Below are 14,585 nucleotides of genomic sequence, written 5' to 3' on the forward strand. Positions count from 1 at the left end.
CAAAGGTTTCTGTGGATAAATCCTTGGTTGTGCACAGAATATGTGCACAATGTGGATAAGTTTGTGGATAACTTCAAATTTAATAGAATTATTAGGCAGGTATCGGATTTTCGATATCTGCCTTTTTGTTGAAAAAATTTCTTGTCAGGAGGAATAATTACCTTGATTTGTGCTAAAATGATAGGTAGTTAGAATATTATGAATTAAGGAGAGGCGGCTATGGAGATTTTTAAGAATGACTGGGGACAGTATCTAAAGGAGGAAATGGCTCAGCCTTATTATCGGCAGCTGCGGCAGTTTTTAATTGGGGAGTATAGTACAAAGCAGGTTTATCCTGATATGTATAGTATTTTCAATGCTTTGCATTATACCTCCTATGCAGATACCAAGGTACTTATATTGGGGCAGGATCCTTATCATGAGCCAGGGCAGGCTCACGGACTAAGCTTTTCTGTACAGCCTAATGTTCCGCCGCCACCTTCTTTGGTAAATATTTTCAAGGAGCTGGAAACGGATTTGGGATGCACTGTGCCTAATAATGGCTGTTTGGAGCCTTGGGCTAGGCAGGGAGTACTGCTTTTAAACACAGTGCTGACGGTGCAGGCTCATAGAGCTAATTCTCATCGGGATAAGGGCTGGGAGATTTTTACGGATAAGATTATTTCGCTGTTGAATCAGCGGGAAAAGCCAGTTGCTTTTATCCTCTGGGGCTCTCCTGCCCGCCGTAAAAAGGCTATGATTACCAATCCACAGCATTTTATTGTGGAATCTCCACATCCAAGTCCTTTGTCTGCCTATAGAGGTTTCTTTGGCAGTCGTCCTTTTTCCAAGGTAAATAAGTTCTTAGAATCTGTGGGAGAAGAGCCGATAAATTGGCAGCTGCCTAATATCTGAAAAATAAAATAAATTTTTCTTGACAGAGATAGGTAAATATCATATAATATTCCTTGTTCACAGCGCGTGAATACCTAGGGGTATCGCCAAGTTGGTAAGGCACTGGATTCTGAATCCAGCATTCGTAGGTTCGAGTCCTGCTACCCCTGCCATTGAGTATGAAGCACTATCTTCGGATAGTGCTTTTTTTTCGAAATACACCCTTGGTAAATAGAGGCTGTATGGTATATGTTAGAGCTATTGGTAGAAGGGATGATTTGCTATGAACAGAAAAATTGCTGATTTGATGGAGGCTATGATTGCCTACGATAAAGGGGATGTACGGAGAATACAGCACTTTCTTAAGGTACATGATTTGGCTGTAACTATTGGTACTTTAGAGGGTTTGCCAGAGAATGAGCTGTTCATTCTGGAGGCGGCAGCCATCCTGCATGATATTGGGATTCACAAAAGCGAGGAAAAATATCACAGTTCTGCTGGCAAATATCAGGAAATAGAAGGCCCCGGCGAGGCAGAAACCCTGCTGGCTAATTTAGGCAGCTTCACCACTGGTCAAATCAACCGCATCAAATATCTTATTGCCCACCATCATACCTATGGCAATATTCAGGAGCAGGACTATCAAATTCTGGTCGAGGCGGATTTTTTGGTTAATCTTTATGAAGATGGTTCTTCCAAAGAAACTGTGACCAAGGTATTGCAGAATATCTTCCGTACCGAAGCAGGCATTAGGCTGCTAAAAGCCATGTACAATATCTAAAAAAGCATTTAACTACCACAACCCCACAAGCCTATTTTTACAAAGGCTGGTGGGGATTTTTAATCTTATTTTCAGAATTAACATTCATATTTGTGATATAATAAAAAATGGATAATAATTTATGAAAGGTGATGAGAGGGTGCTTAATAAGAAAAAGACAGCAGAACTGCTGGGGGCAGTTATGGCTGGAATTTGTTTGGTGTTTGTTGGGTTATATACATATATATCCTCTCAAAGCTTTATGGAAACGGCTGCCAGCCAGGCTGGCAGAATGGCTACAGAGCTTTTGGCAACCAAGGTGGACTTGGGCAGGATAGAGATTGTGTCCTGGCGGGAGCTGAAGGTTGAGGGCTTGGATGTATATGATAAAAAATCCGAAAGGCTGGCCCATGTGGATGAAGCAGTTGTCAGGCTTAGTCCCAGGGCTATGCTGGACAAATCCTTTACTGAGGGCATTAGTGAAATAGATATTAATAAAGCAGATGTAAGCATTATCCAGCGGGAGGATGGCAGTTGGAACTATGAAGATTTGCTGTCCGAAAAGGAAAACAGCAGTAAGTTTACCGCCAAGATAAACATTAAGGATTCCATTCTCCGTAGCAATTATAACAATCAGCCTATTGTGTTGGAGGATGTTAATGGCTATGTAGATATGGCCTCTTATCCTGCTATTTCCCTTAAGGCAGATTGCGCAAATCAGGGAGCAAAGGCTCGGGTGTCTGCTACCCTTGATACTTCTGATATGGCCAAGGAAGGCAAGGCAGGAGGCCGTCAGACCTTCCAGCTTACAGTAGAAAATGCTGCGGTGGAAAATTATTTGTTATATTTGCCAGCAGATGCCATCCCTGAGAATGTGGTTAATAATATTTCTGGTCAGGTAAAATCCCTGCAGGTGGCAGGAGAGCGTGTCGGCCAGGAGCTTATCTATCATGGTCAGGTAGAGCTGGACCAAGGCAAATGTACCTTGCTTTCTCATGAGGTGGAAAATATTAAGGCCCTAGCTACCTTTAACGAAAAGGAGGCTAGAATCTTTGCCAGAGCAGAAACTCAGGGACAACAGGCCTCTGTGCATGGCCGGATTATCCTTACCTCTGGCATACCAGAACTGGATTTGCAGGCAGAGTCGGAGGGCTTTGAGCCAGCCGTAATTATGGAAGATATTCCTTATACTGGGGCTGTGAAATTTGCAGCCCATATTACCGGAGCTGCTGACAATCCTAGAGTAGACGCCCATTTACAGGTGACTCAGGGTGCTGTACAGGGGATAGGCTTTAGCAATCTTACGGCCCAGGTTTCCTATGCCGATAGCATGGTAGTGATTCAGCAGGCCAAGGCTCAGGCGGCAGGAGGTACCATTAGTGCCACTGGCAGCTTTGATGCTAGAAGCTATGATTTTACTGGTAATGTACAGATGGCAGGGATTTCTGCCAGTCAGGCTGCGGCCATAGCCTCGGCTCAGGGGCTGAATACTGACTTTTCTACTGTGGCTGGTACTATAAATGGAGATTTTGCCGTAGCAGGCAATGGACATAATGTAGAACAGGTGCAAGTATATGGCACCCTAAAGGGAAGCCAGCTTTCCTATCAGGGCATAACTATGGACTCTTTGAAGGGCTCCTTTGCCCGGGAGGGGGAGACTATTTCTATAGATTATCTTAGCTGTGGCCTGCCGGGAGGTGGTTCCTTTGGTATGGAGGGCACAATTGTGCCAGACAAAACCATAGATATTGCCTTCTATGGCTCGGAAATGGATATGTCTCTCCTAAGCAATTTTCTGCCAGATGTGCCTGTGGCCGGCTCTCTGGATATTAAGGGAACTATGCAGGGGGATATAAATAACCCTATAGTTCGTGCTCAATACGCTGCTCATGATGGACAGATATATCATCAGCCCTTTGATCGTTTGCACGGTTCTGCGGCAGGCAGTCTCCGTGGGGTAAAGATTGACGATTTTGTTATGGAGCATGGGGAAAAAACCAAATGGTATGCCAAGGGTATGGTTGGCTTCCTGGGGGACAAAGGCATCAATATGCGTATTGATACCGTAGGTGCCCGTATGGAGGATATTATGCAGGCAGTGGCTCCAGACCAGAAGCTTATCGGTAATGTGGATAATGTTATTACCATTACAGGTACTTTAAAGGATCCTAATGTAGTTGGTTATGTACATTTTTATCAGGGCAGTTACAATGGCATTTTTGTTAATGGTATGGATGGTGACTACTACATCAAGGATAGAAATTTAATCCTGCAGGACTTCCATGTATTTACCCCTTGGCTGGATGTGGACTTTAATGGTACCATAGACAAGGAGGGTAAGCTGGATTTGGCGGCCAAGGTTCACGAAATCAATCTGAGCCGGTACAACAAGAATCTGCCGATTCCGCTGCAGGGCAAGGCTAGGTTTAACGGCAAGCTGACCGGGGATTTGGCTAACCCGCTATTTGAAGGAAAGTTGGAGGCAGATGATTTGGCTGCCAATGGACAGGAGATTACCAATGTAGGGGGAATTGTCCGCTATGAAAATCGCCATATATTTATGGACAATCTTTCTTTTCAGCAAAATGAGGGCCAGTATAAATTTACCGGCCATGTAAATATTGATAACAAGCGTATCAAGGGACGGCTGGATGTGGACAAGGGAGATATTCACAATCTAGCAGCTATGGCCGGTCTTAAGGATAACGGTATTACAGGAACTATTACTGGCAATAGTATGTTTGGGGGCACGCTGGATGAACCAAAGGTTAATCTTAGTGCCTTTATTACCAAGGGAGCCTTGGGCAGCTATGCTATGGATGATGTAATATTGAAGGCCTCTCTGGACAAGCGAAGGATTTATATTGAAGATTTCAGCGGTCAGGAGGGGGCTGAGGGCCGCTTTAGTGCTAAAGGTGTTATTGATATGGATGGGGACATCAATATTAAGGCTGTAGCCAACAATATTGATATTGGTGCCCTGACTGAGGCTGCTGGGATTAAGAATCATGTAGGGGGTACTCTGGATACCGCTGTTAATATTACTGGCCCATATGCAGCCCCAAGGGCGGAGATACCGCTGTCCATCAAGAATCTGCAGGTAGAAAGCACCTTGATAGATAATGTAGAAGGAAATTTGCAGGTGGCAAACAATATTGTGGAGATAAAGGATTTGACTGCCACCAAGATGTATGCCGATCAAAGCTATTCCTTGACAGCTCAGGGGCGGGTGCCTTTGGCGGCTATCACAGAGGAAATGCCCAATGCTGCCAACCAGTTTGATGTAAATATTTCTCTGGCAAATGCAGATTTGAGTCTATTGCCTACGCTGTCTAAATACATAGATTGGGCGGTAGGCCCTACAGATGGTCGTATGAAGCTGCAGGGAACTCTGGCCAGCCCTTATATTACAGGCAGTATGAATGTATATCAGGGTGCCTTCAAGATAAGGGACGTGGCCAAGCCCGTAACTGATTTGAACATGAGATTGCTTTTCACTGGTCATGATGTAACCCTGGAGGAGTGTCACGGTCAGATGGGAGCAGGCAGTTTTGATATAACAGGCTATGCCCATTTAGCAGGGAATAAGGCAGATAAATATAATCTTTCTGTTGCCTGTGACAATCTGGATATTGACAGCCCGGTATTCAAGGGGCCTTTAAATGCCACCTTGAATGTGGATAGTATGAAATTTGTTGTGCCAGGCATAGAGGAACAGATTATACCAAAAATTTCTGGCCGCTTGTTCCTGGAAAATGTCTTGATTTCTCCACCAAACGAGTTGCCGGAATCCTCTGATGATATGCCTTTGGCAGCCCTGGATTATAGCGTTGAGCTAGGGAAGAATGTTCGCTTCCTTAGTCCAACCTTTGGTGATTTGCGTCTGGCAGGTGGAGCATATTTTGGTGGTTATACCATACATCCTAGCACCGCTGGTTCTATTTATGTAAAAAGAGGTACTCTCAGCTATCTTAAAACCAATTTTAAGGTATATGAAGGCTCTATCAATTTTGGCCAGGTAAATACCCTGATGCCAAAGGTGGTGCTAAAGGCTGGTACAAAAATCAACAAAACCAGTGTGTATCTTTCCTTGGATGGCATAGTGCCTAATATGCATTTCAAGCTGATGTCAGATCCTAAGATGGCAGAGGCTGATATTATTCAGCTGTTAACCTTGCGCAGTGATTATTTCAACAAGGATAAAAGTGAAGCCAGCAAGCTAACCTCCATGCTGAATATTGGTCTGCAAATGACCATCCTTTCTGAGGTGGAAGCAGCCATGCGGAATGTACTAAATCTGGATGTGCTGACCATTGAAAGAGATACCATTGACGGCAGCAAGAATTTGGGGGATGTTACAGATGGCAGGGAAACCGAAAAAAATGGTGACAAGAATGCGTATGAGGTGTACAATATCACATTGGGAAAGAGTATTTCTGATAAAGCATTGATAAAATACACCCAAAGTATGACAACCAGTGATTTTAGCTATGGTGTTGATTACGAGTTGTCCAACAAGATAAATCTCACCTATCAGCGGAATCAGGACAATGATTATTATGCTGGTGTGGAAGCCAGATTCACCTTCTAGGCAGATTGGCTTGAGAGAATGTTTAACAACAGCGGAGGCAGGTCTATGCAGCTGGATAGATATATATCAGAACTAAATAAGGTTAAGCTGCTGGCCTATAGTGAGGAGCAGGAGCTGTGGCAGGCTTACAAAGAGCAGGGGAGCCAGCAGGCTCGCAGCAGGCTGATAGAATCCTATCAGCCCCTGGTCTTTAAGACAGCAGAGGCTTTTCTAAAGCTGGATAATATTATGGATGTTATTCAGGAGGGCACTGTTGGCCTGATTGAAGCGGTGGAGTGCTATGATTATACAAGAGGTGTTGCCTTTAGTATATTTGCTGTTCATCGCATTCGAGGCAGAATGTATAATTTTCTGAAAAAGGAAGACCGGGCGGATATTGCCTGTCTGGAAGCTGCTTTGCCAGGCAAGGAATCTGGCTTGGAGCTTTTGACAGATACAGGGATGCCTGTGCCGGAGCAGGTAGAGTTGCAGGAGGCCTCACGGCGGGTGAAAAAAGCTATGGACAGGCTGCCGGAAAAGGAATATATGGTTCTGGACAGCATTTATATAGGCTGTCAGGAAGCGGCACAGGTAGCTCAGCAGCTTCATGTCAGTACCTCTCATATTTATCGGTTGCAAAAAAGCGGTGTCCGGAGAGTAAGAGGTATGCTGTCAAGATTTATCCATCAATGGAAATGACGAGGTGTCCGATGTCCCTCACTTCTATAGGTAGCGGGATGTTGTGCTAATGACAGGGGGGAGCTAATATTTCAACCCTCGTCGAAACCCCATTGAAAGAAAATGCAGAAGCATTTTCTTTCAATAATGTAGGGGTTATAATTGGCAGATTATCGGTGAAAATATAAGAAAATAAGCGTTAATTTTGCAAAATAGATGAATTTGCCCTGATATAGTATGTTCAGAGAGAATGAAAACTGAGGATTATATTCATTAGTTAATGTTTGAGGAGAGCAGACTATGAAGCAGGACAGAGAGATTCGTCAGCATATTACAGCCGCCAAGGGCTGGCTAAGTCGAGCCGAGGATTCTCTGGAGCAGGAAAATGCCATTCAGGGAGATTTGAAGCTGATGCTGGCTCAGGCTGAGCTTAAGAGAGCTCAGGAAAAAAATGATAAAAAGCTATGTGTGCGCTGGTTCAAAAGGCTGGCTCCTGGAGCATTGGCTTGTGCATTGGCTCTGGGGGGGATAATTTATGCCCAGCAGTCAGAGGATAGTTCATCCCTGCCAAAGCAAAACCAATTAACCAGCACTTCCCTAGAGGAGCAAGCTTCCAGTTCCGGTGCAGGGAGGGACAAGGCGATGGAGGCAAAGGAATCCCAGCAAAACTTCAGTGAGGAGAGGAAATTTGATACCCCTGCCTATGTCCAGGTACAGCCCAATGAGGAAGCACACTCAGAGGAGGTATCTAACACTATTGAAAGCAGGCCTGTTGAAGTAGAGAGCCAGCAGGCAGCATCATCCTTGAAGAATGTACAGCCCTCAGAGGTGCCGGCACCAGCCATGCAAAAGCTGATGCAGTCTGCCGGTAGTACCCTGAGAGAATAGCTGTAGGAAAATTACCACCGGCCTGGTTCAAAGCAGGGTAGGTCGGCTGTTTACTTATAGATGGAGTAAAGAAGAGTATATAGGAGGTTATATTCTTGAAGAAAAACGATTACAAATATTTGGCCTGTGCAGTGGCTTTGTCCCTGTCTATGGGTGTAGGCAGTCAGTCTGCCTTGGCTGCTGTAGATCCTACTACTGCTCCTATGGGAGTAGGGGTTGATCTGAATTCCGGCAAAAGTGCTACTATGAATAGCGAAGGTGTAGTAAAGGGCTCCTTGGAGCTGCCTGATGAAAGCTCTGTAGAGTCTACACCTGCCAATGTGACAGCCACACCAAGCCGGGATAGCGTATGGGCCAAAAACCGTCCTGCCGATGAGGAGCTGGACAAGTCCATGAAGGCTATTGAGGGCAATACTATCGTGGATGTAAAATACGAGGGTGTTAGCGATGATATTATGGAGACTATAAAGCTGGCTCAGGTTTCCAAGCCAGGTGATATTTGCTCTATTGGCCTTTTGTCTGAGGATGCCAGCAATATCTATGGCACTGGTTATTTCTATGATTTGTATCCTACCTTTGAATCTGTGCCAGAGGGTGTAATCATCACCTATCATCTCTTTGAGACACCTATTCTTACCAGCGTAGAGCTGGATGGCAATACCGAGATAGAGCCTACCGACAAGCTGCTGGCCAAGATGCAGTTGAAGCAGGGGGACCGTTTGAATCGTTTTGCCCTGAAGGAGGATGTTCGTGCACTCCAGAAGCAGTATATCAAGGACGGCTATGTTATGGCCAAAATCCGTGATATGGAAGTTGGCGACGACGGCAAGCTGGTTATTAAAATAAATGAAGGTATCTTGGAGGGCTTCAAAATCAAGGGCCTGAAAAAAACCAAGGAAAAGGTTATTCTGCGGGAGCTGCGTCCAAAGGTAGGCAAGCCTCTGAACAAAAACGATGTAGTCCGCAGCTATCAGCGCTTGACCAATCTGGACTTCTTTGAGTCTGTAGATGTAAAGCCTATTGCTGGTGTAGAGCCAAATGCCTGCGTTCTGGAGGTTGATGTTACCGAGAAGAATACTGGTGTCTTCGGTATAGGTGCCGGTTATAGCAGCTCTGATGGCTTTGTAGGTATGATTAGCTTGGGTGATAGAAACTTCCGGGGTACTGGTGATTCCATTAATGTTACCCTGACCAAGAGCAGTACTGATACCAGTGCCAAGGGATATATTTTCTCCTATCGTCGTCCTTGGCTGGATAGCAAGGAAACTGCCGGCAACTTCAAGATTTACAATCGTACCTTTGAGTACAATGAGTATGATGAAAACGGAGATTTCGTTGAGGAGTTCATGCGTAAAAACGTAGGCTTTGAGCTGGGCTTCTCCAGACCTCAGAGTGAATATACCTCCAACTCCATTACCTTCCGCAACAAGGATGATAAATATCAGAAGCATAAGAGCGGTACAGATAGAAGCACTAATACTACCTGGAAAGAGGATAATTTTGGTTTGACTCGTTCCATCCTGATGCAGCATATTACTGATACCAGAGATAATTATATTTATCCAACTGAGGGCTACAAGTCCACTTTGGGCTACGAATATGCCGGCTTGGGGGGAGATTTCTCCTATCACAAATTTACCATTGATGGCTCCACCTTCCGCAAGGTAGGCCGGAATCAGATTCTGGTATTCCACGGCAGCTATGGTCATTCCACTGAAGATTTGCCAACTGTATCCAAGTTTATGCTGGGTGGTCAGGATACTATCAGAGGTTATCGTGATGATATGTTCCGGGGCAATAGCATGGTTCTGGGTAATATTGAGTATCGTTTCCCACTGTCCAAGAATTTCAAGGCAGCTCTCTTTACTGACTTTGGTTCTGCCTGGGATACTGGCTGGACTCCATCCAAGCTTCATGGCAGCTATGGTGTAGGCGTTATGCTGGATTCTCCATTGGGACTTATCCGCGTGGATATTGGTCATGGTTCTCAGGGCAATAGAGTTCACTTCAATGTAGGCGGCACCTTCTAATGGCAGGCAAAGGGCTTGGGGCGCTATTGCTGGCTATGTGCTGTTTGTTGCTGTGGCCTTTAGGGGCCAAGGCTCAGGAATTTGTACCCCGTGTAGCCCAGGTAGAGGCAGTGGTGGGAGATAGCCATCAACTGCCCCTGCCAGTGAAGCAGCGCATGGAGAAAAGCGTTCAGGCCATTGGCGTCCAACTGCTGGAGGGCATGAAGGTAGATGAGCTAAAGGCTCAGGAAAACCATTATGCCGAAATTATTCAGCAGGTTTTTGACAAGGTACTCATAGGCTACACTGTGGATAGGGTGCATATTTATTCCGGTGACACCACCAAGGTGCAGGTGGATTTAATTCCTTGGCAGGATAAAATCTGTCAGGTGAAGGTTCGCGTGCAGGTGGAGGGCATGAGTCCTGTGCTGTCGGATATGCTGTATCAGGATGTGGCCGGGATAGATGAAATATTTAAGCAAAGTTTACAGGGACTGCCCATTGCTGCCGTAGACTGGACTCAGGGCTTGCTGAAACAGCAGATAAATGCTTTTTTGCAGCAGCACGCCCCAGAGTTTAAGGCAGATTTTGATGTGGTAGTTTCAGAAAATACTCAGATAAATCTGGTACTATATCCTTTGTTACCAGTGGTGCGTACCGTAGATTTAAGCATGCATTCGGATACTTTGCTCAATGCAGGCTTGCTGTTGCGGCGCCAGGCTATGCAAAGCCGGGTAAATGAGCTGATAGGCTTGCCGGTGTCCTTTGTGGAAAGGCATCAAGGGGAGTTGGAAAACTATTTAGCCAATGTGCTGAATGAGGATTCCCTTAGTCACAGCTGGGATGTGCATACCAAGGCAGCCATTACTCCTGGGCAGCAGCTGACGGTAATGAGTCGTTCAGATTCTGATACCTACAGAGTCCGGCTGGAGGGCTGGGCAGATATGGGTAATGAGTGGGGCAATCAGGAGGATACCAGTATTATGGCCAGATTGCATCTGGGCAGGATGTTGTCCTCACGGGACGAAATTTTTACCAGATTGGATTTTTATCCCCAGGCTGTCCGTTGTGATTGGAATCTAGGCTATGGCTATCATTTGCCGGGAGGGACAGGCTTGGCGGGGGTATATGATTTGCGCCATAACAATGTAGGTTTCGAGCTGTCTCAGCCTCTGGGAGGCAAATGGCAGCTAAGGTATGCCTATCGCAGCCGGGATCAGGAAAATGAATATGGTCTTAGATATAGACTCCATGATTTCCTGACGGTGGAATATGCTATGGACAGACATAATGGCTGGCTAAGATTTATTGGTTATTTTTAATTCATTATGTTGAAGTAAAAATAAGAGTTTGCTATAATGGACTTGCCTTTATATATGTAAATATTGTCATGCTGTGACATGATTAAGGGCGGGCATTTGTAGATATTATGTATAGGAAAAAGGAGAAAAGAAAATGATTCAGTTGAAAAAAGCTCAGGTAAAAATCGTCAGTGTTTTGATTGCACTGGTATTCGTAGGTAGTGTTGTGGCATTGGCCTTGACTCAGTCTGGTACTGGTGTAGCTTCTGCAGCATCTTCCTCCAATGTAGGCGTTGTTGATTATCGTCAGTTTACCACTCTGAAGATTTATACCGATGCCGAGGCCGAAATGCAGAAGGCTGTACAGCAGGCTCAGCAGGAGTTCAATGAGAAGTCTGCTAACATGAGCGATGAGGAGAAGCAGGCATATTATCAGCAGACTATGGAGAGACTTCAGCAGCAGAATACTGATCTGATGGAGCCAGTTCAGAAGCAGGTTGAGGATGCAGTAAAGGCTATTGCAGAGGCTAAGGGCTTGTCTGTAGTTCTGAACAAGGACACTGTTGTATACGGTGGTACTGATATTACTCAGGACGTTATCAAGAAGCTGTCCAAGTAATTATAAAAGGATAGAAGCATATGCAGTACCGAGCTCCACAGGCGCTCGGTACTTTGCTGATATTGGCTAGAAGTGAATGGCAAAGGAGGGATTTCATGGCGGCAGAGCAGGAAAACAGTGAGCAGGCCTCCACCCTGTTAGGGAAGCATAAGAGACAAGTGCTGGCTGGTGCTGCTGTGGTGCTAGTTTCCCTCGGTGCGTTATGGGCCTACCTGATGTGGGGTGCAGTCAAGCCAGAAACCGTGGTGGCGGAGCCGGTTATTGGGGTGCTGGATATGCAGCAGCTGATAAAGGCTCATCCAGATTATGGCAGGCTGCAGGAGATTCAGCGGGATATTGACCATCTGGAAAATGCCCTGGCTCTGGAGGATATTAAGCTGCCTCAGACAGCACCTACACCAGAGAAGGAGTTATTTCAGGAGGCTGCCGGTCAGAAGTCCCGGTTGGACAGCTTGGCCAGGCATGATCAATTGGTGCATCAGCTTAATGCTATGGCAGAGAAAAAGCGTCAGGAGCTGCGGCCTAAGTTTGAGGCAGAGCACCAGGAGGCAGAGCAAAAATATCTTAACGAGATGTTGAATCTGCGTATTAAGATAGATAGTGCCGATGTATTGGGGCTTACCCCGGAGCAGGTGCAGGAAATGCAAGTTCGTATTGAGAGCTTGCAGCAGCAGCGGGGACAGGTGGTGGCTCAGCTGACTAAGGAGCAGGAGGAACGCTTCCGCCAGTTGATGGCTCAGGAGGCAGCAGGCCCTATGGCAGAGCTGCAGCGGCTGGAGGCTCAGACCAAGCAGGAGCTTCAGCAGGCAGAGCTGGATAAGGAGCTGGAGGTGCAAAACCGCAATGCCCAGGCTATGGAGCAGGCTGTATCCCCGGTAGAAAGCAAAATTAATACCGCCAAGAAGCGAGCTCTGTTGGAGGGGCGAAAAATTCAGCTTCGACAGATACAGGACAAAATCCGCAATGATATTGCAGGCAGGGCTGCCAAGCTGGCTATTATGCACAAGCTTACCTTGATTCTGGCTAGTCCAGCAGACAATCTGCGGGGGATTGACTATGAGAATCTGGGAGCAGGCAAATGGGAACCTACACTTAGTCCGGTTATTGGCATAAATACCTTGGATCTGACAGAGGAAATGCTGCAGGAAATGAAGCAGCAGCCTTTTCAGCCCATAGGAGCAAATAAGTAAAAGTTAAAGCAGGAAAGAGGCTTTTTATATGAAAACCAAAAAGAGAATTGTCGCAGTTATTATGTCAGCATTATGTGTAGCTGCCTTGGCTACAGGCTGTGGCAAGGTGAATATAGGCTATATCGATCAGTCCAGAATCCAGAATGAGGCACCTCAGATAAAATCCTCTATTGAGGAAATGCAGAATAAGCTGCAGGAGGTACAGCAGGATGGGGATAAGCAGCTGCAGGAGGCTCAAGCCAAGGGCACCTCTGAGGAAGAGATGCAGAAGCTGCAGCAGCAGCTTCAGATGAAGGCTGCCGGTGTACAGCAGCAGTATAGCACTCAGATAAAGTCCAAGGTGGATGCTGCCCTGGATGATGTGGTTAAGGCCAAGAAGCTGGACACTGTTGTGAACAGCAACGGCAAGGACGGCGTAGTTGTCAGCGGTGGTACAGATATTACTGATGAGGTTATTCAGAAGCTGCAGTAATTTGTAGAAGTCTGGGTAGAGAAAATAAGAGATTAGAGGGGTATTTGCTATGATTATGACCTTAGAGGAGATTGCCTCCCGTATTAATGGCCAGCTTCAGGGAGATGGCAGTGTAGAGATTACAGGCATTAACAATATTACTGGTGCCAGAGCCGGAGATATTACCTTTGCTGATGAAAATCATGTGGAGGAGGCCAAAACCTGTCAGGCAACAGCTATTCTGCTGCCAGCAGCCATTAAGGAGGCTCAGCAGGACTTTCCTTTGCCGGCTGTTTTCGTAGAGGATACCAGAGCAGCTTTTGCTATTATGCTGGCTCTGTACACCCCTCCTATTATCCATGAAAAGGGCGTTAGCCCAGAAGCCCATATTGGCCAGGATGTTACCATTGGTGAGAATGTTACTATTATGCCTATGGCCTTTGTAGATGACCATGCAGTAATTGAAGATGGTGTAACCCTTTACCCTCACACCTATATTGGCCAGTACACCAGAATCGGCAAGGATGCCACTATTTATTCCAGTGCTACCATTCGGGAGCATTGCAAGGTCGGTCAGCGGGTAATCGTACATAGCTCTGCGGTTATTGGTGCAGATGGCTTTGGCTTTACCACCAAGGACGGAGTACATACCAAGGTGCCACAGGTAGGTAATGTTGTGCTGGAGGATGATGTGGAAATTGGTGCTCATGCAGGTATTGACCGGGCTACCATTGGTTCCACTATTATTGGCAAGGGTACCAAGATTGACAATCTGGTACACATTGGCCATAACTGTCATATTGGTGCGGGCAATCTCATTGTAGCTCAGACAGGTATTTCAGGTTCTACCACCTCTGGTCCAAATGTAACCTTTGGCGGTCAGACTGGTACAGTAGGTCATATTACCATTGGAGGGAACTCTGTATTTGCTGCTCGCAGCGGTATTATTGGCAATACTCCAGAGGGAGTATTTTACGCAGGCTTCCCAGCCCGTCCACATCAGGAATGGCTGCGGATGGAAGCGCATTTGCAGAAGATAACCGATATGAACAAGAAGCTAAAGGCCTTGGAGAAAAAGGTTAAAGAGCTGGAAAAATAATAGATTTATTCACGGCAGCTATTCTAAAAATGTTGACAAAGCATCTTTTAGAATAGCTGCTATTTTTTGCGTTCAAATTCTGATTTGCCGAGCTATCTCTCTCCCTAGACTTGTGAATATAATTCTGAATGTCAAAGTTTCTCGAAA

Annotated in this window: 11 protein-coding genes and 1 tRNA gene; all 12 read left to right on the plus strand. The window is 45.9% G+C overall.

Features of this window, described 5'->3' with window-relative positions:
• Positions 1–219: 219 nt before the first annotated feature.
• Positions 220–894 carry a uracil-DNA glycosylase gene (locus tag I6E26_RS08145; RefSeq protein ID WP_235321357.1) on the plus strand — a complete coding sequence of 225 codons (675 nt, stop codon included), beginning with the start codon at positions 220–222 and terminating at the stop codon, positions 892–894.
• A 76-nt stretch (positions 895–970) separates the two neighbouring features.
• Positions 971–1,046, plus strand: a tRNA-Gln gene (locus I6E26_RS08150).
• 110 nt (positions 1,047–1,156) lie between these two features.
• The gene (locus I6E26_RS08155) at positions 1,157–1,654 is read left to right on the plus strand and encodes an HD domain-containing protein (RefSeq protein ID WP_235321358.1); all 498 of its coding nucleotides are present in this window, start codon (positions 1,157–1,159) and stop codon (positions 1,652–1,654) included.
• Between the two features lie 121 nt (positions 1,655–1,775).
• Entirely contained in the window at positions 1,776–6,224 is a 4,449-nt protein-coding gene (locus I6E26_RS08160; protein WP_235321359.1) for a translocation/assembly module TamB domain-containing protein, read from the plus strand.
• Between the two features lie 45 nt (positions 6,225–6,269).
• Positions 6,270–6,902 (plus strand): sigma-70 family RNA polymerase sigma factor, encoded by a 633-nt coding sequence (locus I6E26_RS08165; protein WP_235321360.1) that lies wholly within the window; start codon positions 6,270–6,272, stop codon positions 6,900–6,902.
• A 279-nt stretch (positions 6,903–7,181) separates the two neighbouring features.
• Positions 7,182–7,769, plus strand: a complete 588-nt coding sequence (locus tag I6E26_RS08170; RefSeq protein WP_235321361.1) for a hypothetical protein — start codon at positions 7,182–7,184, stop codon at positions 7,767–7,769.
• 95 nt (positions 7,770–7,864) lie between these two features.
• The gene (locus I6E26_RS08175; protein ID WP_235321362.1) at positions 7,865–9,799 is read left to right on the plus strand and encodes a BamA/OMP85 family outer membrane protein; all 1,935 of its coding nucleotides are present in this window, start codon (positions 7,865–7,867) and stop codon (positions 9,797–9,799) included.
• Positions 9,799–11,100: an acylphosphatase gene (locus I6E26_RS08180; RefSeq protein WP_235321363.1), complete on the plus strand. Its 1,302-nt coding sequence runs from the start codon at positions 9,799–9,801 to the stop codon at positions 11,098–11,100. Before I6E26_RS08175 ends, I6E26_RS08180 begins: the two co-directional genes overlap by 1 nt.
• Positions 11,101–11,233: 133 nt before the next feature.
• Positions 11,234–11,698, plus strand: coding sequence for an OmpH family outer membrane protein (locus I6E26_RS08185; RefSeq protein WP_235321364.1), 465 nt, complete (start codon positions 11,234–11,236; stop codon positions 11,696–11,698).
• 20 nt (positions 11,699–11,718) lie between these two features.
• Positions 11,719–12,888: a hypothetical protein gene (locus I6E26_RS08190; protein ID WP_235321365.1), complete on the plus strand. Its 1,170-nt coding sequence runs from the start codon at positions 11,719–11,721 to the stop codon at positions 12,886–12,888.
• A gap of 28 nt (positions 12,889–12,916) precedes the next feature.
• Positions 12,917–13,360 carry an OmpH family outer membrane protein gene (locus I6E26_RS08195; protein WP_235321366.1) on the plus strand — a complete coding sequence of 148 codons (444 nt, stop codon included), beginning with the start codon at positions 12,917–12,919 and terminating at the stop codon, positions 13,358–13,360.
• Between the two features lie 49 nt (positions 13,361–13,409).
• Entirely contained in the window at positions 13,410–14,438 is a 1,029-nt protein-coding gene (lpxD, locus tag I6E26_RS08200; protein WP_235321367.1) for a UDP-3-O-(3-hydroxymyristoyl)glucosamine N-acyltransferase, read from the plus strand.
• The last annotated feature ends 147 nt before the right edge of the window (positions 14,439–14,585 follow it).

Source organism: Anaerovibrio lipolyticus (genome assembly GCF_021531495.1).
Lineage (GTDB): Bacteria > Bacillota > Negativicutes > Selenomonadales > Selenomonadaceae > Anaerovibrio.

Coding starts and splice junctions, on each gene's coding strand:
- I6E26_RS08145 (WP_235321357.1), top strand. CDS start 220: ATGGAGATTTTTAAGAATGACTGGGGACAGTATCTAAAGGAGGAAATG.
- I6E26_RS08155 (WP_235321358.1), top strand. CDS start 1,157: ATGAACAGAAAAATTGCTGATTTGATGGAGGCTATGATTGCCTACGAT.
- I6E26_RS08160 (WP_235321359.1), top strand. CDS start 1,776: ATGAAAGGTGATGAGAGGGTGCTTAATAAGAAAAAGACAGCAGAACTG.
- I6E26_RS08165 (WP_235321360.1), top strand. CDS start 6,270: ATGCAGCTGGATAGATATATATCAGAACTAAATAAGGTTAAGCTGCTG.
- I6E26_RS08170 (WP_235321361.1), top strand. CDS start 7,182: ATGAAGCAGGACAGAGAGATTCGTCAGCATATTACAGCCGCCAAGGGC.
- I6E26_RS08180 (WP_235321363.1), top strand. CDS start 9,799: ATGGCAGGCAAAGGGCTTGGGGCGCTATTGCTGGCTATGTGCTGTTTG.
- I6E26_RS08185 (WP_235321364.1), top strand. CDS start 11,234: ATGATTCAGTTGAAAAAAGCTCAGGTAAAAATCGTCAGTGTTTTGATT.
- I6E26_RS08190 (WP_235321365.1), top strand. CDS start 11,719: ATGCAGTACCGAGCTCCACAGGCGCTCGGTACTTTGCTGATATTGGCT.
- I6E26_RS08195 (WP_235321366.1), top strand. CDS start 12,917: ATGAAAACCAAAAAGAGAATTGTCGCAGTTATTATGTCAGCATTATGT.
- lpxD (WP_235321367.1), top strand. CDS start 13,410: ATGATTATGACCTTAGAGGAGATTGCCTCCCGTATTAATGGCCAGCTT.